The 18,716-nt window shown below is 60.9% G+C and carries 12 protein-coding genes; 6 read left to right on the top strand and 6 right to left on the bottom strand.

The features are described 5' to 3' along the window. Positions 1-10: 10 nt before the first annotated feature. From AC1DNF_RS23825 to AC1DNF_RS23810, 4 genes are read right to left on the bottom strand one after another with little or no spacing between them, the layout of a single operon-like run. Positions 11-922 carry a TniQ family protein gene (locus AC1DNF_RS23825; RefSeq protein WP_478151114.1) on the bottom strand — a complete coding sequence of 304 codons (912 nt, stop codon included), beginning with the start codon at positions 920-922 and terminating at the stop codon, positions 11-13. 30 nt (positions 923-952) lie between these two features. Then, positions 953-2,485: an ATP-binding protein gene (locus AC1DNF_RS23820; protein ID WP_478151113.1), complete on the bottom strand. Its 1,533-nt coding sequence runs from the start codon at positions 2,483-2,485 to the stop codon at positions 953-955. After that, positions 2,482-4,749, bottom strand: a complete 2,268-nt coding sequence (locus AC1DNF_RS23815; RefSeq protein WP_478151112.1) for a Mu transposase C-terminal domain-containing protein — start codon at positions 4,747-4,749, stop codon at positions 2,482-2,484. The genes AC1DNF_RS23820 and AC1DNF_RS23815 overlap by 4 nt, the downstream gene beginning before the upstream one ends. Positions 4,750-4,772: 23 nt before the next feature. Continuing rightward, on the bottom strand, positions 4,773-5,615 hold the full coding sequence (locus tag AC1DNF_RS23810; protein WP_478151111.1) for a TnsA endonuclease N-terminal domain-containing protein: 843 nt from the start codon (positions 5,613-5,615) through the stop codon (positions 4,773-4,775). A 162-nt stretch (positions 5,616-5,777) separates the two neighbouring features. Here AC1DNF_RS23810 and AC1DNF_RS23805 point away from each other — a divergent pair, with 162 nt between their 5' ends. From AC1DNF_RS23805 to AC1DNF_RS23785, 5 genes are all read left to right on the top strand, one after another. Beyond that, positions 5,778-6,083 carry a DUF6471 domain-containing protein gene (locus AC1DNF_RS23805; protein WP_478151110.1) on the top strand — a complete coding sequence of 102 codons (306 nt, stop codon included), beginning with the start codon at positions 5,778-5,780 and terminating at the stop codon, positions 6,081-6,083. A gap of 1,140 nt (positions 6,084-7,223) precedes the next feature. Next, positions 7,224-10,046: a tellurite resistance TerB family protein gene (locus AC1DNF_RS23800; RefSeq protein ID WP_478151109.1), complete on the top strand. Its 2,823-nt coding sequence runs from the start codon at positions 7,224-7,226 to the stop codon at positions 10,044-10,046. Next, the gene (locus tag AC1DNF_RS23795) at positions 10,043-11,350 is read left to right on the top strand and encodes an ATP-binding protein (protein ID WP_478151108.1); all 1,308 of its coding nucleotides are present in this window, start codon (positions 10,043-10,045) and stop codon (positions 11,348-11,350) included. The genes AC1DNF_RS23800 and AC1DNF_RS23795 overlap by 4 nt, the downstream gene beginning before the upstream one ends. 12 nt (positions 11,351-11,362) lie before the next feature. Continuing rightward, positions 11,363-13,618: a DEAD/DEAH box helicase gene (locus AC1DNF_RS23790; RefSeq protein ID WP_478151107.1), complete on the top strand. Its 2,256-nt coding sequence runs from the start codon at positions 11,363-11,365 to the stop codon at positions 13,616-13,618. Positions 13,619-14,232: 614 nt separating this feature from the next. After that, the gene (locus AC1DNF_RS23785) at positions 14,233-14,727 is read left to right on the top strand and encodes an H-NS family nucleoid-associated regulatory protein (RefSeq protein WP_478151106.1); all 495 of its coding nucleotides are present in this window, start codon (positions 14,233-14,235) and stop codon (positions 14,725-14,727) included. Between the two features lie 115 nt (positions 14,728-14,842). On the opposite strand, the gene AC1DNF_RS23780 is transcribed toward AC1DNF_RS23785, so the two are convergent. Continuing rightward, on the bottom strand, positions 14,843-16,318 hold the full coding sequence (locus AC1DNF_RS23780; RefSeq protein ID WP_478151105.1) for an aminotransferase-like domain-containing protein: 1,476 nt from the start codon (positions 16,316-16,318) through the stop codon (positions 14,843-14,845). Positions 16,319-16,498: 180 nt separating this feature from the next. Between AC1DNF_RS23780 and AC1DNF_RS23775 the strand changes: the two genes are divergently transcribed. Beyond that, positions 16,499-16,846, top strand: coding sequence for a hypothetical protein (locus AC1DNF_RS23775; RefSeq protein WP_478151104.1), 348 nt, complete (start codon positions 16,499-16,501; stop codon positions 16,844-16,846). Positions 16,847-17,057: 211 nt separating this feature from the next. Here AC1DNF_RS23775 and AC1DNF_RS23770 read toward each other — a convergent pair whose 3' ends face one another. Then, positions 17,058-17,636: a hypothetical protein gene (locus AC1DNF_RS23770; protein ID WP_478151103.1), complete on the bottom strand. Its 579-nt coding sequence runs from the start codon at positions 17,634-17,636 to the stop codon at positions 17,058-17,060. Between the last annotated feature and the right edge of the window lie 1,080 nt (positions 17,637-18,716).

Raw genomic sequence — 18,716 nt, 5'->3', positions numbered from 1 at the left:
ACGTCGCTACTTACTCGATCAGCGGGCGTCCGGTAAAGCGAGGGAAGCCATGATTGAGAAAGGGTGCAGACGTGAGCGGCGAAACGGTGATCGCCGACTCGAGAATGAGGTGCTTCACCGGTGGGAATGACATGCCAGCCGCTGGTCGGACCATGAGACTCGCCCACTCGAGCTTCGTGTCCTTGGCGGATAAGCCGAAGCGCCCCAGGGGGCCGCTCATCAGACGCTGCAGCCAAGAAGTCAGCTTTGGGGCGCTGGCGGACCGGTCTGTGGAGAGTAGTCCTTTACTCACAAAGGCATCCCGATGCTGCTGCGCGCGGTGAGCGCCGCTCGTGAGGCCTTCGCTGCCAAGGAGCGCGATGGAGCGGCGCGTCAATTCAAGCTCAAAGGCGTTCGGCGGTCTACGAATCAGCCGTCTACCTGGAACTTCATGCGGAAGTGCATATGACCAGAGATGTCTGCCCGCGGTCGGCACTTCCGTCACGTGTAGCGACTTTCGGTGAATTGGGCAGACGAGGACGCCTGGGAGGTTGTGAGAAACATGCCAATAGCTCTCGCCTAGCCGAAATAGCTCGCTGCGGGCGCACGCCTGACAGTAGCGGCGCAGCGGGACATAGTCGGATACGCTCTGGGTAACCGAGGCCATGCCGGCCGCGGCACGCCCGGAGGTTAGCGCCGCTGCAAGCACTCGACTTCGCAGATCGTCGTCGAAATAGGCGGTGGTGTAGGGCACTACGGTGTGTTCGCCAACCGCCGTCATTTCCCTGATATCAAGTAAAGGTGCCACCTCATGAAGGTGGCACACCGAAAAGAAGCTGGGGGTCCATTGCGTCCCGGTCAAAGCGCGCGTCGCCATGGCAACGCTGAGCCCCGCACGCCGAACAGACCTCACCAGCATGCTGCTCCAGAGCTCGTCACGCATCGGCCGTTGAAGCAGATGGCGCATGCTCGGTCACACAGGAAAGAAGGGGCCGTTCAGGTTGACTCCGACCGTGCCGGCGACAGGCGCGCCAGACGACGGCAGGGTCCTCATATCTGCGTGGGATGGCACATCAATCACAACCGGGCGCAATGGAGGTGGCGTGGGCTTTGCCTTCGGCTTGGCGGCAACCTTCAGCAGCAAGGGCGTGGGCGGAGCACGTTTTCCGATGACTTTCTGACGCGGCAGGGGAAGCTCTTCTGCTGCCTCCTTCAGCCTCTCTCGACGAGAGGGCTGGTAAAGGTCTGTGACGGCTTCGAGCAGAGTGGGGTCAGATTCACGTAGTGCAGTAATGCCGAAGCTCGCGGTCGCGAACTCCGAGCTATACACCGAGGCGAGCATCTCAGGCGTGAAAGTTTCCACGTGGCTCGTGATTGCTCTTTCCTGCAGCGACTCGAACAACTTGACCATCATGTCCGGAATTCCTTGCGTGTACTCAAAGATCAACTTGGCCCAAGATTCAGTCATTTCGACCGGGGAGCGCACCCATTGGTAGCGCCACAGGCAGATCAGGAGCATTTCGAACTCGCCGGGGATGCTGAGGTCGCCGCTACGCTCCAGAGGTTGCCATACTGCGGAGCCATGCCCGGCAAGGCGGCGCGCTCGGGTGAAGCGGGAACCAACTAAGTCCTGCATTTCCAGCGTGCCTGCGAAGAGGATCGGGATGTGGCTGACGTTGGAGGCTGTGACCAAGAGCTTCGTCAACGGTGTTTCGACTTTGGGAAGGGCGATCGTCGCTCTCCTAGGGCTTCGACTCGCTCTGTCGTCGTTTCCAATCGACCGCTGATTCTGTGATTCGTCCACGACAATCATGCCGACACCGTGCTCGTGCGCAATCGCGAGGGCCTTCGCCAGGCGCTGCTGCGCGTTCATCCCTCTGCGCTCCATATACAAGCTTGTGTAGCCAGCATCCGGCAGCCGCCGGTCGAGTTCCTGGAACAACTCGGATGCCAGGGTGTGAACGCTTTCGCCGTCGTACGACATCTCAACGAACAGGAATGGCAGCTGCCATTTTCCAATATTTCTATGGTAGATGGCTGGTGGAAACATCCCCGCTATGTGCCTCAGGCTGAACGACTTGCCGCAGCCCGAGGCGCCTATGAGCGCCATCGAAAGCTGCGACGCCAGCGCGGTCTGTCGCAAAGAGTGAAATGCACCGGACTGCTGGAGCGCGTACATCTCTTGCAGCGTCTTGTTGTCTGCCTTCGAGAATGGCTTGCGAGTGTTGTAGCCAGTGCGCAGCATCTTCAGCATGGCTTGCGCAAGACGTACAACTCTCGGCAGCGCCAGCAACACGGACTGCAGTGCGTCGAGCCGCTGAATTCGTTCGGGCCCGGGCAGCTGACGCTCGGCAGGGTCGAACGTTGGAAGGTGAGACAGGCGCGTCGCCAGCGTTGCTTCATCCTGAAGCGCTGGAAGCGCCTCGATGTACGGGTTGCCGGCGTAGCGAGGAATCGGCTCCGTGCGGTACTGCGCGTCTACGAAGGGGAAGTTGAAGTCGTTCATTTAATGCCTAACATGAGGTGGAGCGCCGAGAGGGCGTCGGGGTTTGGCAAAATCGCCGAAGAGGTTTGAGGTGACGCAGATTCGGCGTCAGTTGCCTGCGCTTCAGAATGGCTTGGCTCTCGTCTGACCTCGACGTCATCGAAGTCCGGAACATCTTCGAATTGTTCGACTGCGATGGACTCCTGTATCTGTGCGTAGTGCAGGCCTGGGCTGTCGAAGCCTTGGACTTCACGGCGTCGGTCTTTCGCCTCCAGCGCCCGCAGCTTGTCGCCGTCGGTGAGACGCATGCCGGGCGTCACATTGACGGTCAGCTGCAACGTCTCTGCGAGGGCAGGCTGCGTCACCTCTTGCATATCCTGCAAAAGAGCTACCTCATGTCCCTCGTTGTTCCGCTCACCGGTTCGGACTTTGGCGGCAGCAACGGATTGCACGAACGCCACTTCGGCGAAGGTATAGCCCCTGAACAAGCTGCTCTTCCTGGTAAGGGTCGCGGTATGTTCCTTGCCCGGCGCAAATCTGTCATGTACTACGACGCTATCGACGAGGTTCGTTGTGTAGGAGACGACGACCTCAAAAGTTCCTCGCATGCTAGCGCGCGTGAACCACTCGCGCAGCCCATCAGCTTCATAGACGCATCCAAGGAAATGGAGGCCATCTTTCTTCACCTGGGCCTTACCTCGCGGCATGAGCTTCCGACGAAGCAACTCGATGGGCATGCGTCTGGTCGTCCCCATTCGCACTTCGACCGCACGCTGCCAGATATGGATGGGTGCAGATGAATGATCGCCCAAGATCTCTTCCGGCGAGGCCTGATAGCCTGCTTTCTCTTTCCTGTTGTGGGCAATGATCACTCGAAGCAGCACCGCCGCCATCTCATCCAGGGTCATCGAAGCACCCTTGTGGTACTTTTTTCCACGGCGCTTTCCGATGTTCACGGGAGGCTCGTAGCCCGGCGCATGCTGGCGTAGCGGCGCCTGAATGGACTTGAATCCGCTCTCGACAATAGCCTTGTCCGCAGACATCAACGCCGGCGCGTTGGTCACCGACACGCCCACTCCGTCACAGAGCGCATTGCTTTCGTACGTAATCATGTCTGCACGATCCCCGAAGAACCTGGCCGGCATGACTCCCGCAGCAGGCCAGTCGGAGGCCTTGTATGGCACCTTCAAGCGCTCGCACAATGACTTCCAATCGCCGGAGATGCTCAGAATGGCCTGCGTGGCTTCCGTCCATGATGGGTTCTCGAGCGTGAGATAGAACCCCACGATGAGCCGAGAGCTGCGGTCGATAACCAAGAACAGGGCCGGCTTGCCAATGACGTACTTCCTGTTGGCCTTTGCCACTACGTACACGTCGAGCACGGTGCCATCAATTTCGAACACGTCACCTGGGCCATTGGTGTCATCTAGGACAGACCCCGTCGATGGCGCGTGGTTGTTCTCGTATTCAGCGGCACTGTTTCGGCGCTTGAATGCGGCCGAGACTACGAGGGCTTTGTTCAGCAAGTACTTGATTTGCTTATAAGAAGGCCGTTGCCCGGGTGGCCTGAGTACGGCTGCGCCCTCGTCGTCGCGCAGGAACTTGCCGTCGGGCCCGCGGAGCGCGAAGAACTGCGCGAGCACGGCCGTCGTCGCGCCTTTGACGGACTTTGAAAAATCCTCCTCGAAGTGCTCTCTCGCCGCTTTGAGTAGTTCCTCCCGCAGTGCCGCTGGAATTGGGAATGGCAAGTGCGTTCCGTCCTTTGGCCTGCGTCCGCGCGCGTGTTGCTTGGCGGGCGCAAAGACGATAGTGAAAGCCCCATTGGGCGACTTCTCCGTCACGGTCAGGGCACCAGGAGTGCTCTCTTCGATCCGACCGCTTCGATGGTAGTCGCCCAGCAGCGCATCCTCTATCTGGCCGCCGGCCCACCATGCGCGCAAGTTCGCGCGTAAGGTCTTCGTTGAGACCTTGATTTTCGATGCGTGCTCCTTAAGCAGCGTGGGTCGTTTGCCCTTGTCCCAGAGGTCCGGGTGTTTCACTAGGCTTTCGATACGTGACCAGCGCTTGTTGCGTACCTCGACATCAGAAGGACTCGGGTCCACGGGATGCGGCGCGGCGTCGTCGAGAAGCAATCGGAAGTTCTTCCTGTCGCTGCACATTGCCGTGAGAGCTGCGAGCTTCCAGCAAACTGGGTCGCTTTTGCCGTCGAGTGGGATGACATGGACGACTTTCAGTTGCGTGTCGACGTGAACGAGCCGGTAGCGGCGTTCGTTCCACTCGAACATATCGTTTGTCAGTAGGCGAATGGTCATACGAAGCACCCGCCCAGGTCCATGGGGCTTCCCGGATCCGCCACCCGAACACGAGCCAGCTCGATACGGTCAGCAGAAAGGTCGGTGACGGCACTGTGGTCCCAAAGGAGCTGCTTCATGATGCTGAGTCCGGTTCCTCGCGGGAGAGCGTGTGCTGCGTCGTATTGGGCGCAGAACTCGGTCAGGACGGGAGCCTTCTTGCAGGAGGACAAGCGCTCGAGCATCTGGGCCGGATGCTTTGAAAACATGTCGTCGACCGTGTCACTTCCACGATCCTTCGGGATGGCCATGCGAATCCAGTCGATATTGCGGACCATCTGCCTGGAATAGCTTTGCTCGGTGAAGACATAGTGAGGGATACCGGCATGAGCGCAGTACGCCTTGTGAATGCTCAGCTTCTCAAGTACGCGCGCCTTCTCCAGCATCCGCGCCGGTTTCACGTCCCAGCCGGCCACGCTTTGCTCCCCGCCTTTCCCACTCATGGTGACCACCGCATCCATCGTCATCACCACTGGGTTGCGCGTCTTCGGGTAGACAGGGTGCTTGATACCGAGCGTCTTGGCCGCGCCCAGGGTCACGGCACGGTCCATTGGAAACTGCTCCCGAAAGTCGACAAACCCGCGTTGGAATTCGGCCAGCAGGAAAAGAGCTCGTTCGAGGTATGAGAACGTGTGAACAGTGCGAGCAACTTTCACTCCCGGAATCCGGGTCTGTGTGCCCCTTGACGAGAACTCCTGCACGTACATCCACGGCTGGTAACTGCGGTACGAGCCCTGCCCGCGGCCGTTCTTGATGCGCTCTGCGATGAGCTCTTCGGACCAAACCTTTGGACCAGCCATGTTCAAATTTCCTTTCGATGATGGAGAAATGCCGGGGCCGCACAGAAGCGGGTCCCCATCTCTTTGATGAAGCGAATGGATGCCGTCTGCAATCCAAATGGATTGAACATACTGTCTAATGGATGCGAAGGAGAGCCATTTAGATGATGTACGCTTGCTACCATGACAACCGCGAAGCAAAAAGCACCTGCTGTGAATCCGGCCCGAACTCCTCCTGACGCCTGGGAGCGCGAGGCAAGACGGCTCCTGAAGGGAGCGATGCATGTGCATGGCTACGAGAGCTACAAGTCCCTCGCTCGAGCGCTGGAGAAGGCCGGCGAAGAGCGCATCACGGAGGCTTCGCTGGCGTTGCGAATCAACCGGGGGACGTTCAGCATGGCGTTCGCGCTGCGCGTCCTGCGAGTCATGGGCGTGAAGAGCCTCGATATCTCGCACGTGAAAGTCCACAAGCCGGGCGGAGACCACTGACGAGCAGTCTTGTTGCCAAGTGCAATCCGTACTAGTTTCAGTGGCGGGCAGCGCTTTCGGCTGCTGCGACCTGCACGGCGGACGCTGCCGCTTCATCTGGATTCTCCAGAAGAGCCCGGCCAGACGTCCACGCCACCGGGCAGAAGTTCAGTCGTGACGTCGCGGACATCCCGCACTTTGTTGATAAGGCAGTACGTGCGCCACACGTATTCGCCGTCGGAACTCCAGCCTGGCCGACCCGCAAGCTGATAGACCCTGCCGCTTCTTGTCGTCCCTCTACGCGAGGAGGCATCGAACACTTCAATGCGCGAAGAAACTCGCCCTGAGCCGCTGTCGGCTCTTGCTCCCACGAAGTGCCGAGAGAAGTTGTCTCCGTAGAGGCCGTGTACTTCGTACACGCGCCAGTCTCTGAGTACAAGAGATGGCTCGTCCTCGATGGAGGCGACAGTCCAGATTGGCATTGCAGTTGCTCGGATTTGGCTGTTCTCGGGCAAGGCTCCGCCCAGCGCGCCTCGCGCGAATGTGCTGAGGTGGGAAGTAGCGGCGGCCGAGACGGGCGGCGGCTGGCAGTCGGGCGGCCTAGCCGCAGGTGAGAGTGAGCGAATACAGGGATGCACCTCCTGGAGAGAGAGCAGATCCGCGGTCCGAACTCTTCAGCCCGCGGGAGGGCGATTGTTGAGCTACTTCCGCCGAGATGCATCAGGGTAAGCCCGAGATGCATACATCTCATTGAGCCATGGTTCTGCCATGTTCGATGCGGTACGCCATGCGGCCATGGCTGCACACGCCGCCGCGGAGCGTTCTTCTGAGAACTCTCCGGCGCATCGTCGCGCGATCCCTTGGTCAGCATGCTACGGAACGGGACTAACGAGCGTCAGGGGCGGAGTTGCGTGGGTAGTTTCACCGACGAGGCTGATACCTGCTTGGGGAACAGCGCGTCGCAGAAGGAGTGGTTTTTCACGCTGAATTGAGGAAATGAAGCGCGGTCCTGCTCCAAGCGCATTGCCAACGCGTTGACTTGGGGTAACGTGCGACCGACGCAATTGCCGAGGAGCACGGCTTGCGTCGAACGCGATATCGGGCGACCGGGACGCGGCTCCGCTTGCTCCGGGCTCACTCTCGTTTGAAGGAACGCAGCGCATGGCACGGAAGAAGAACGGTGCGGGGGGATTTGTCCTTGGGGCGCTCGTCCTTGGTCTCTACTTCCTATCCAAGGTGCCAAAGGAGGTCTGGGTTCTTATTGGTGTCGTGGCCGGCGTGTCGGTTTGCGTCGTGATTTTCTCTCGGATGAAGGCAAGCTCTGCCCGCAAACAGGAAGTTCGCCGAGCCGAGTTCCAACGCTCCAGGCCTGTCGGTGGGGCCGACCCGATCCGTACAAGGCGACCGGGTAAGCTCAAACACACGTACGACCACGAACTTGAGCGCGCGAATGAGCGAACGGCGGTCGTTGAGGCTGCACGAGCCGCGGGCAGCGGTCGCACGCCTGAGGCAGGAAGTCCGGTCGGGGTCCCGGAGTCCGCAAGTCGATTCATGGCTCCCAAGCGCTCGGTTCGGCAAGTCAGTGGCGCGGGTCGCTGGGTACCAGCTCACGAGAAAGTCTCCGTCGCCGGCGCCGTCATCTCGGGCGGAATGATTTACGTAGGCACCTCATTGGCGACCGCTTCGGGCACCGTCGACCCGTGCCTCATCGACCCTGATAAGACAGTCGCRGTGAATGGTAGCTTCCTGCAACGTGATATGGGCTACTGGCCTAGCTACTCCAACATTTCGGCGACTGCTCGATGCGCTTATCTCAACTGGCTTGCCAGCGGACGCGGCGACCCAGCGGCCGACGTCGGGTACGTCTTCCTATATTTCTACGGGCTCGAGCGCCGCCTCATCACTGACGCCGCTGTCGTGACGTCCGAAGAGCGCCGGCTGATCGGCGATGAATTGCGTCGGCTGCTAGGCATCTATGGTGGGTCGTCGAGCTCCTTTCGGCGGTACGCCGGTGACCTTCTCGACTGGGTATCGATCTCGGAATGTTCGTCAACAATCTACAACGACGCGGTGCCATCCTTCGAGCGGTCCATCGAGGTGCCGCTCTATGTGCGCTTGGCTCTAGGCCAAACCGCTGTGGACAAGGTACCAGTGCCTGCGCACCTCGCCTTGGCTTGGGCAAGGCTCGACCCGGTCATCAGCCTGCGCACCCCTGTTGTTCGCTGCGCAGATGAGTTCGACAGGCTGTTCGTGTTGAAGTACGCGAACTGGGGTGAGGGCATCCTGCTGCCAAAGAATCGCTCAAGGCTCCGCCTTGTCTACAAGCCTGCGTCTGCCGGATTTCGCGGACAAACCATCACCCTCAGCTTCGGGGACACGCCCGATGTCACGGCGCTGACGAGCCCGCAGAAAAAGCTTCAGCTAATCGTGGATGCGACGACCGAGGCGCTCGAGGCGTACAGCCGCGCTATTGGACGGAGCCCTGAGGCAGCAGGCACCCTCGAGGGAATTCTTCAATTGCCGACGGCGCTCTGGCCTGAAAAGGCACGCGGCGCAATTGAAGACCTGAAAACGCGGGTCGGCTCGGGCATGCTATCAATGTCCTTCCAAGAGCTTCAGGTCTCTCTGGATGCTGCCTCCACGCTCACGCGCGATAGGACGCTTGCACTTGCAAGGGCCCTCGAAGGGTTCGACATTGGGGTTGAGCCGGATGTTATCGGCGGGGCTAGGACGCCGAAGCCTGATGACAAGCTGGTCCTGTTCGCAATGCCTTCAGGTCAGCCGACGTCCAGCGGGGACGCAAGCTACAAGGCGGCTGCCCTGACGCTCGACCTTGCTGCTGCAGTCGCCGCAGCTGATGGCAACTTTAGCGCTGGCGAAATGGCGCTCCTGCGGAGACAGATTCATTCTTGGAACCACCTCTCGGAGGGCCACAACCGACGCCTGCTTGCACATCTGCGGCTGCTCATGTTGGCACCCGTACCGCTCTCTATGCTGAAGCGAAAGCTTGAGCCCCTGGACGCCAGCGCCAAGGAGACCCTGGCGGTGTTCATGGCGACGGTTGCCGCCTCGGATGGCGAGGTCTCTCCCAAGGAGATTCGCCTTCTCGAGTCGATCTACAAAGCGCTGGACATAGATGTCAGCCGGGTCTTCTCGGACGTCCATGCTGTCGTTGCGCATGCGGAAGACCTTGCGGCCCGCCGTTCCGCCGCTGCCAAGAGGCACGCGCCAAGTACCGTAGAGCCCGCACAGGCCACCGAGCCAGTCGCCATCTCTAAAGGGATCCCGCCATCCGTGGTGCCTGCCGAGCAATCAGTAGAAGACGACACTACGCCAGCGGCGGAGCGACGCGGCGTGCCAGTCGATGACGAGCCGGTCCAGATGACGGAAGGCGCGGCTGAGCCGGTCTTCCGCATTCCTTCGGCGCCAACCGCGCCACCTGCCATCGCGCTGCCATTGGAGGTCCCGCGTGCCTCTGATCCGGCCTCCACACTGCCGCCAAGCCGGCCCGAGGCACCGGAAATGCCCGAAATACCGGTGTATGTTCCACCTCCGCAGAAGCCTAAGGTAGCAAAGCTTGCCGCTCCTGGCTTCAAGCTGGATTCCGAACGGATTGCTGCGCTGCGCAAAGACACGGAGCGAGTGTCGGCTCTGCTAGCAGGGATTTTCCAGGACGACTCGCTGGAGGAGCAGGTCCAACCCGCGACCCCACCGCCGGAACTAGAGGCTGCGTCCACCGAAGATGGCCGGGCTCGGTTGCTGGGGCTTGACGACGCACACGCTGCGTTCGCGCGGATGCTGATTTCCAGGCCCCAATGGTCTCGCGACGAGTTGCAGGACCTGGCTACCGACTTGGAGTTGATGTTGGACGGTGCACTCGAGCGCATCAACGAAGCGGCATTTGACATTCACGACGTACCATTCACCGAGGGAGATGACCCGGTTGACGTCAATCCCGAAGTTCTGGAGAAGATTGCAGCATGAGCACCATCCGTCCCCGTGACCGCGATTCGGTCATTCAATCCTTGCGTGCAGGGGTTGTCCCTCGCAGCGGCCAGCACCTTATTCAGGTGGGCCGAGCTCGCGAAATCGAGACGCTCATCGGCGACATCCTGCGCATCGCGGATGGCGGCTCGACTTTTCGCCTCGTCGTGGGGGAGTACGGCGCGGGGAAAACCTTTTTCTTGAACCTGGTCCGAGCCGTCGCGCTTGAGAAGAAGCTCGTTGTTGCCAGCGCCGACTTGAACCCCGATCGTAGGTTGCATGCGTCCGGCGGGCAGGCCCGTTCGCTCTACGCGGAGCTGATGCGCAACGTGGCAACTCGCACGCGGCCGGAAGGTGGTGCTCTATCGGGCGTTGTGGAGAAGTTCATCTCCACTGCTCAGGCCGAAGCCAAGCAAGAAGGCGTCGAATCGGAGGTCGTGATCAGGCGCAAGCTCGATAGCCTGACGGAACTCGTGAACGGGTACGACTTTGCAGACGTCATCGCCGCGTACTGCCGCGGCGTGGAAAAGGACAACGAGCAACTCAAATCCGATGCCGTCCGATGGCTTCGCGGCGAGTTCGCCACTAAGACTGACGCGCGGCAGGCACTCGGAGTGCGTTCCATCGTGGACGATGGCGCGGTCTATGACCAACTGAAGCTCATGGGGCGCTTCGTGCGCCTGGCCGGTTTCGCGGGCTTGCTGGTGAATCTTGACGAGATGGTCAACCTCTACAAGATGGCCAACAAGCAAGGGCGCGACGGCAACTATGAGCAGATTCTGCGGATCCTCAACGATTCCCTGCAGGGCAACACCGAAGGACTTGGGTTCATTCTGGGAGGCACACCTGAGTTCGTCCTGGACCCTCGGCGCGGGTTATACAGCTACCAAGCCCTCGCCACTCGACTTGCGCAGAACGGTTTCGCGACGGACGGGTTGGTCGACTTCAGCGGTCCGGTCGTTCGGCTTGCGGCGCTCTCGCAGGAGGACCTCTATTTGCTGCTCCACAAGGTGGTTGATGTGTACGCCCTGGGCGACCCCGAGAAGCACCTGCTGCCAGAGCAAGGCATCGCGAGCTTCATGGAGCATTGTTCACGGCGAGTAGGGGAGACCTACTTCCGCACGCCACGCACCACCATCACCGCGTTCGTTAATCTGCTGGCGGTGCTCGAACAGAACCCCGGTACAGCCTGGGAGGAGCTCCTGGGTGGAATTGCTGTGGCGGCTGATGTGGGTGGTGCCGGTGACCTTTCTGTCGAGGCTGAAGCCAACGACGCAGAGGGCTTCGCCACCTTCAAGCTGTAGTGCGCGGACGAAGTGTCGACGGAGTCCTCTGCCTTTTTCGAGTTGGATGAGCGCATTCAGCGCTTCATCTGGGCTGAAGGCTGGGAGGCGCTTCGAGAGGCACAGGAAGCTGCCATTCCCCTTGTCGTCAAAGGTGACCGCGACGTTATCGTCGCGGCGGCGACGGCTGCAGGCAAGACCGAGGCGGCATTTTTCCCGGCGCTGACAAACCTGGTGCGGCTACCCGCGCCAGGCCTCATCGTCTATGTCAGCCCGCTCAAAGCCCTAATTAACGACCAGTTCGGCCGTCTCGATCGCCTTTGCGAGCAGCTCGAGCTTCCGGTTTGGCCGTGGCACGGGGACATCTCGTCGTCGCAGAAAATTCGTTTTCTACAGAAGCGGCATGGCGTCCTTCTCATCACGCCAGAGTCGCTTGAGGCAATGCTGTGCAATCGCGGCTCTTCGGTGGCTGGGGTGTTCGAGCGCATGTCGTACTTCGTTGTTGACGAGCTTCACGCGTTCATTGGCTCGGAGCGCGGGAAGCAGTTGCAGTCGCTCATGCATCGCATCGAAAAGGTGCTGAATCGAACCGTTCCACGCGTCGGGCTCTCCGCCACTCTCGGGGACATGAACCTGGCAAGGGAATTTCTCCGACCCGGCCACGGACCACAGGTGGAACTCGTCGAGTCGAGATCTTCAGGGACCAGCTTGAAAGTTCAAATCAGGGGCTACGAGGAGCCACTGGTTCTGGCGATCGCCGCTAGCCAGGCGCCGCCGAAGCCTTCTGATGAAACCGAACGGGACGAGCATGAGGAGGTGTCACCAGGCCACGTCGCGGCGCACATGTTCGAGAACCTGCGCGGCTCGAATAACCTGATTTTTCCGAACTCAAGACGTGACGTCGAGCTTTACACCCACCTGCTGAACCGCATGTGCGAGCAGCACCACGTTCCGAGCGAGTTCTGGCCGCACCACGGGAGCTTGAGCAAGGACATCCGTGCAGACACGGAGGCTGCCCTCAAACAAAATGAGATGCCCGCAAGCGCGGTCTGCACGAACACGTTGGAGCTGGGCATCGACATTGGTGCGGTGAAGAGCGTTGCTCAAATCGGTCCACCGCCGACCGTGGCTAGCCTGCGGCAGAGACTGGGACGAAGCGGTCGCCGCAAGGGCGAGCCTGCGATTTTGCGCGGGTACTGCATCGAGAAGGCCATCGGTCCTGGGGCAGCGCTGGGAACAGAGTTGCGCCTGGACACGGTCCAAATGGCAGCCATGGTTTCATTGCTGGCAGAGGGCTGGTTCGAGCCGCCGCGGGTGAAGGGAGCTCACCTCTCAACGCTCATCCAGCAGATGCTTTCGGTCATCGCCCAGAAGGGCTGGGTGGCGATTGGCGAGCTCTTCGGTCTGCTGTGTGCGCCTAACGCTCCATTCGCTGGCGTCACGAAGCAGGAGTTCATGGAACTGGTTCGCCATCTTGGGAGCAAGGAAATCCTGGTTCAGGACTCGGGCGGCGACCTGCTGCCGGGAACCCTCGGCGAGAAGCTCTTGAACCATTATCAGTTCTACGCCGCTTTCGCTACCGATGAGGAGTTTCGAATCGTCGCCGGCGGCCGGCCGCTCGGAACCCTGCCGGTTGAGCAATCCCTGCGGGTGGGCGAGCGGATCCTCTTTGCCGGCAAGACTTGGCGGGTCGAGGAAATCGATGAGCCTCGCAAGACCATCTACGTCTCTCGCACCGGTGGCGGCGTACCGCCGATATTTTCGAGCGGCGGAGGTCGTGTGCACACCAAGGTGCGCACGCGGATGCGAGAGCTTCTCGAAGCGAGAGACCTCCCGGCGTACTTGGACAGGACCTCGCAGCGCTTCCTTGTCGAAGCTCGAAAGGGATATCAAGGCCTCGGCCTGGCCGGCGCCCACTACATCGTCTATGGCCGCAATGTCTTGCTCACGACCTGGTTGGGCGACGCTGCCAATGAGGCCATTGCATGCCTGCTCATGCGCCGCAACTTCGAGGTGTCCTGCGGTGCGCTGGGTGTGACGGTGTACCAGGGTGAGCATACCGGCCAGGACGTTCTCGACGCGCTTGTGGATGCAGGTTCCGAAGAGCCGCCTCCCTTGGAAATCCTGCTCAGCGGAGCGAAGAATCTCGGCCGCGAAAAGTGGGACTGGGCCCTGCCGGAGGGTCTACTTCAGAAGACTTATGCCAGCTTGCACTTAGATTTGGACGAAGCCCTTGAGTGGATTCGTCGGCTTGGCGCCGCGGCACACACAATGAGAGACGACATATAAGCTTCTCCGTCCGACACCTCGTCACTCGGACTGGCGACGACCTTTCCGTTTCTTCGCCCGCAACTCACGCAGTATCTAGCACAACGCGCGTCACAGCCCCGACGCGATCTCACCGTGTCTGCAGCTTCCTGGAGCAAAGCGGACGTCGAGGCATGGTTGGCAACATCGGTGGTGCAATGACGCCCCTCACCCCTCACCCTCACTTGGGCCACAGCTAGTTGTTGGGAAGCGCGACTACACCCTGCGGGAGGCCGGCGCGTTGTGTTCCAGTGTCGTTGGTAAGCGCGGGCATCCTTGGAGCACAGCATTCGCGCGGTAGCTGAGGGGGGAAGTACTCGACAAGAGTTGCTCTGTTCGCCCCCTATGGCGGCGGAGCGCGGGCGGGATGGGTTTGCGATCAACAGCATTGGATGTCATGGTGACCCCTCGATTGAAGGTGACGCCACCTTCGATGGAAGCGAACAACCCGCCTTGACCACACTCCCGCTATTCCGCAACGCTTCACTCCTCGCCCGATCGGATATCTCCTCTGGCTGGGGCGATGTTTCTTATTTTTGATCGATTTGAAAAGTATTAGAGTCATGGCTTCATCACAAACTTCGGGACCGCATGCAATGACCCAGAGCTATAAGCAACTCCAGAGGCAAATCGAGGTGCTTCAGCGTGAGGCTGAAAAGCTTCGCAGCCAAGAGATAAGGGAAGTCGTCGGCCAGATCAAGGTCGCCGTCGCGCACTATGGAATCTCCGCCGCACAGTTGGGCTTCGGGACAGCAGCTTCTGGCAGCGCAAGAGCGGCAAAGGCCAGCAAACCCGCCCTCTCGCGATCCGCGAAGTACGCCGATGGCCAGGGCAATGAATGGTCAGGCCGGGGTCCGAGGCCTCATTGGTTGCGTGATGCGTTGAAAGCCGGTAAAGATGTTGAGGAATTTGCCGTCAGTTCAGCGTCGACAAAGGCAGACCGCGGAGATGGCAAAGTCTCTGCCAAGCGGAGGGCGAAGACTCAATATCGCGACCGAGCTGGAAACAGTTGGAGCGGGATGGGGCCGCGGCCGCGCTGGTTGAAGGAGGCTTTGGAGGCAGGGCAGACGCTGAAACAACTCGCCGCCTGAGAGCGCGTCACTCGACCGCACTGCGGCGCGCCACCTCGCCGCCCTTTCCTCTGGGTATGCGTGCCCCTCAACCTTGTTTGTCAAGCTCGTCGTGCGTTACGGATGAACTCGGAGCCTAACGTCGGGTCGAATTGAACGCCGCGGCACTGTGCCTTTCCGCGCATTCGCTGGCGATCGCAGCCAGCCGGCACAGTCCCGCCTCGACTGTTTTCTCGTGGAGCCATCCGCAATTGATGCGCAGGTAATGGTCGAAGCGCGCCGAATTCGAGAACAGCGTGCCCGGCGCCACCAGGATGCGCTCACGCAACGCCGCATCGAACACCTGCATGGATGGCAGTCGCCCAGGCAGTTCCACCCACAGCTGAAGACCGCCTGGCGGCAGGTTCAGCCGCGTGCCTGGCGGAAAGTGCGCGGCGATCGCATCGGCCGTCTGCTCGCGTTGCACCTTGAGCCTTTCGCGCAGGCGGCGCAAGTGGCGGTCGTAGGCGCCGGTGCCCATGAATTCGCCGGCCGCCCATTGCGAGAGTTCCTCGTTGCCGCGTGTTTGCGTGTACTTGAGCATCTCGACGCGCCCGTGCCAGCGACCGGCCGAGATCCAGCCCAGCCGCATGCCGGGCGCAAGGATCTTGTGCAGCGATGCGCAGTGGATCACGTTGCCGGTGCGGTCCCATGACTTGATCGCGCGCGGCGGCAGGTCGGCGTCGAGCAGTTCGCTGTAGGTGTCATCCTCGATCACCGCGACCGCGTGCTGTTCGCACAGCGCGACCAGGCGCTGCTTGTGCGCGTCGGGCATGACGCTGCCGAGCGGGTTCTGCAGGTGCGGCACGACCACCACGGCCTTGATGTTGTCGTAGGCGTCGAGCGCCATTTCCAGAGCCTCGATCGACAGGCCGGTCTGCGGGCTGGTGGGAATCTCGACAGCGCGCATGCCGAGGCTTTCGAGCACCTGCAGCAGGCCGTAGAAGGTCGGCGATTCGACCGCCACCGTGTCGCCGGGCTGGGCCACCGCGCGCAGCGCGAGGTTGAGCGCCTCGATGCAGCCGTTGGTGACGAGCACATCATCGGGCGTGAGCGTCATGCCCACGCGCAGGCCGCGCCGCGCCACCACTTCGCGCAACGGCGTGCGGCCGCGCGAGGGCGCGGCTGTGGTGAGCAGGGCCGGCCGCTGGCGCAGAAGCCGCATCATGGCCGTGCGCAGCGCCTGCGCGGGATACAGCTCCGGCGCGCCGCGCGCCGTCGAGAAATCGACCCGCAGCTCACCCTGGCGCCGACGCGCGACGAAATCTGAGACCTTCGCATGAATGCCGACGTACTGGGCCGGATCGGGAGGCATGTTGGCGGCGGGCTCCTCCATCGCCGCGATCATGAGCCGGCGTGGACGCCGCACGAAGTAGCCAGAACGGTCACGGGCCTCGACCCAGCCTTCGCTTTCCATCGTTCGGCAGAGCTGCAGCGCAGTCGAAAGGCTGATGTCGTGCAGGCGCATTAGCCTGCGCAGCGAGGGGAGCTTGTCGCCGGGCTTGAGCGCCCCGGCGCGGACGGCGTCGACATAGTGCGTGGCCAGTTGCCGGTAGAGCGGTGACGATTCCATTCGTTCGATACTCCCTCAGCCAGAATGTCGGAAACAGATGCAGATTCGAAGGAAGGCAACCATAACAGATGCCCTGCTTGTAGGCCTGTTGTGTCTCTGAGTGCGCACGGCTGTGCCTGTTTCTTGGGCAGGCCACTGGCTACGATGAAGCCACGCAACCTTCCTCTTGAGGTATTCCAGATGACGACCGAGCTTCCCGAAACCACGCGCCTGCAGCCGGGCCAGACGCTGCGCATGGCCGTCGATCCCGGCTACTGCATGCTCGTCGTTCAAGGTTGCGTCAATGTGGCATTGCCGCCTTCCTGGCTGGGAGAAACCATGTTCAGCATTAGGACGCTGCTCCACGAGGGCGAACTCTATGTCTCTGAGCGAAGCGGGTGGATCGAAGTCTCAGCACTGTCGCCCGCGCAGGTCAGCGCCGTGCCGTGTCCGGCTCCCACGGTCCCCCCAGGGGCTTCCTGCGTGACGCGGCTCGTCCAGCTGCTGACAGGCCGCATGGCTGTCCGCGAAGGTCAAGTGCCGAGGTAGACCGGCCGTTCGCCGAGAGGATTGCCAAGGGCTGCTTTCGCCGGCCACCGACTTTCCAGAGGCCGAAGTCGAATGGCGGCAGCCTGTCTGAGCGCACCTTCGAGCCAACGGCGTGAACTGGCCATGTCGGCCACACCCGACATTCGCCTGCCGCGCTTAGCACCCGAGCCGAAGTTCAAACACACTGCTCCCACCGTAAACGTTACGCGTGCTATTCGGCGCCGGGGTAGAAGAAGTCAAGCCTCGCGGGGCGCGGTCCCAGCAAGTCGCCGAAGACCACCCAACTGGACTGATCTGGCGCGGTGGCGGCGTACAGCCAGAGTTGCGCAATCGCCCCCTGTGGAAGGCGGAGGTCGTTTGGCTCGAGCCGTATGTCGCGGTTGACGTGAAACGCGACGACCAGATCGGCCGAATCTGCGTACTTGCTGAGCTTATCCAGTTCAACCTGCAGATTGGCGGTCGCGTTCACGCGAGCGGGCACTAATTCCTTGAGTTGAACCGGCGCGTAGTGGGCGACATCGTTACGGATGAACCGTGCGACGATGTCGTAGTCGCTCGCCTCGGTTGGCGCGAACCAGACGGGCACGTCGACCATCTTGGACATTGCATAGCAGAACAGTGCAGCCTGACGGCCTTCGCCAAACTGGCGGACGTCCCTCCTTCTAAGCGACGAGAATTCGTAAGAAAACTCGCTCAGCGGGTACGTTGTAGCGATGTCGCGTAACCCGATCAGGACACGCTCGGGATCGAGAAAGCGCAGATTCTTCCAAGCGTTCAAACGAGTCGTCATGTGCCGGGAAACCCTCTCACAAATTGCGAACGATCGCCGCGTCAGTCCGCACCCGCCGGGAGCCAGAACGCAAGGGACACGCGCCGCCCATTGTGAATCAGGGAGGCGCGTGCGCACTGACCTCTCGTACGGCTACAGTCGGGCCACCGCGAGACTACCCCCAATTTGGGTATTTGCCAATTCGCTCCCATGTATTCCACGGGGACGGGGATAGTCCCATTCCACGAAGGCCGTCACTCAATCCGCCGTGCTTCATTTCTCTTCGGCAGATCCGCTCTCTCTCCTTTGATCACGAAGCCAGCTCCACCATCGGTAGGGCACCCCTGCACGCCAGTCATCGTGTCGCGCATCAGCATGACGCCGCGATCCTCGCCGAGGTGTCCATTTTCGCGTTGTGTCGCACCGCCATTCTCGTTTTTTTCCCGCTCGGCTTGAATTGCGCGCCCAATACTTGACGGCCGTCGCCGCGAGTGACTCCGTTGGAATTTGCGCTACCGACGTCTCGGTGTCCTCAACGTTCATCCGACTGTCGAACGATTGACAACCCTGCGTTTCGCGCGCCCCCTTGTAGGGCTGACCCAATTCCGATGATTGGCGGCTCTACGGCTCTTGGCGGCTACGACCCGCAGTACAGGTCCTTTACCAGTCTCGAAGTCGGTCGGGAGGTCCGTAAAAAGATTAACGAGTTTCTTCGCGTCCTTCGCCCTGAGCGCAAGCCTCGGACTGTGCGAAGCTTGCTAAGCTGGTTCTCTATGAGCGTCCATGCTGTACAACTTCTTGACCATCGCCGAGTGCCTTCAGCACAAAGCTCAACGCCGATCGCAGACTCACTTCCACCAGGACTGCTGGCACATCCTGGCCTCAGGAGATAGGGCAGATGCGTTTTGGATTATTTCACCGCCTCGGGGCTGGTGTTGCAAAGGGCAAGAGACGGACTGATATGGCCCGTTTTGTCAAGAGGGCACGAGGTATTTCCTCGCGAAGCTTCGCGATAGCGCATGGGATGACGAAGTTAAAAGAACGTCACACCGCACCTTGGACTCGACGCATGCAGCTTTAGCGACGATGAATCACGCTGAT

It is taken from the genome of Variovorax sp. 01T432 (assembly GCF_056398605.1).
This window is presented reverse-complemented; position numbering and strand designations above follow the sequence as displayed.

Coding starts and splice junctions, on each gene's coding strand:
- AC1DNF_RS23815 (WP_478151112.1), bottom strand. CDS start 4,749: ATGTTCGAGTGGAACGAACGCCGCTACCGGCTCGTTCACGTCGACACG.
- AC1DNF_RS23785 (WP_478151106.1), top strand. CDS start 14,233: ATGACCCAGAGCTATAAGCAACTCCAGAGGCAAATCGAGGTGCTTCAG.
- AC1DNF_RS23810 (WP_478151111.1), bottom strand. CDS start 5,615: ATGGCTGGTCCAAAGGTTTGGTCCGAAGAGCTCATCGCAGAGCGCATC.
- AC1DNF_RS23795 (WP_478151108.1), top strand. CDS start 10,043: ATGAGCACCATCCGTCCCCGTGACCGCGATTCGGTCATTCAATCCTTG.
- AC1DNF_RS23770 (WP_478151103.1), bottom strand. CDS start 17,636: ATGACGACTCGTTTGAACGCTTGGAAGAATCTGCGCTTTCTCGATCCC.
- AC1DNF_RS23825 (WP_478151114.1), bottom strand. CDS start 922: ATGCGTGACGAGCTCTGGAGCAGCATGCTGGTGAGGTCTGTTCGGCGT.
- AC1DNF_RS23775 (WP_478151104.1), top strand. CDS start 16,499: ATGACGACCGAGCTTCCCGAAACCACGCGCCTGCAGCCGGGCCAGACG.
- AC1DNF_RS23820 (WP_478151113.1), bottom strand. CDS start 2,485: ATGAACGACTTCAACTTCCCCTTCGTAGACGCGCAGTACCGCACGGAG.
- AC1DNF_RS23805 (WP_478151110.1), top strand. CDS start 5,778: ATGACAACCGCGAAGCAAAAAGCACCTGCTGTGAATCCGGCCCGAACT.
- AC1DNF_RS23780 (WP_478151105.1), bottom strand. CDS start 16,318: ATGGAATCGTCACCGCTCTACCGGCAACTGGCCACGCACTATGTCGAC.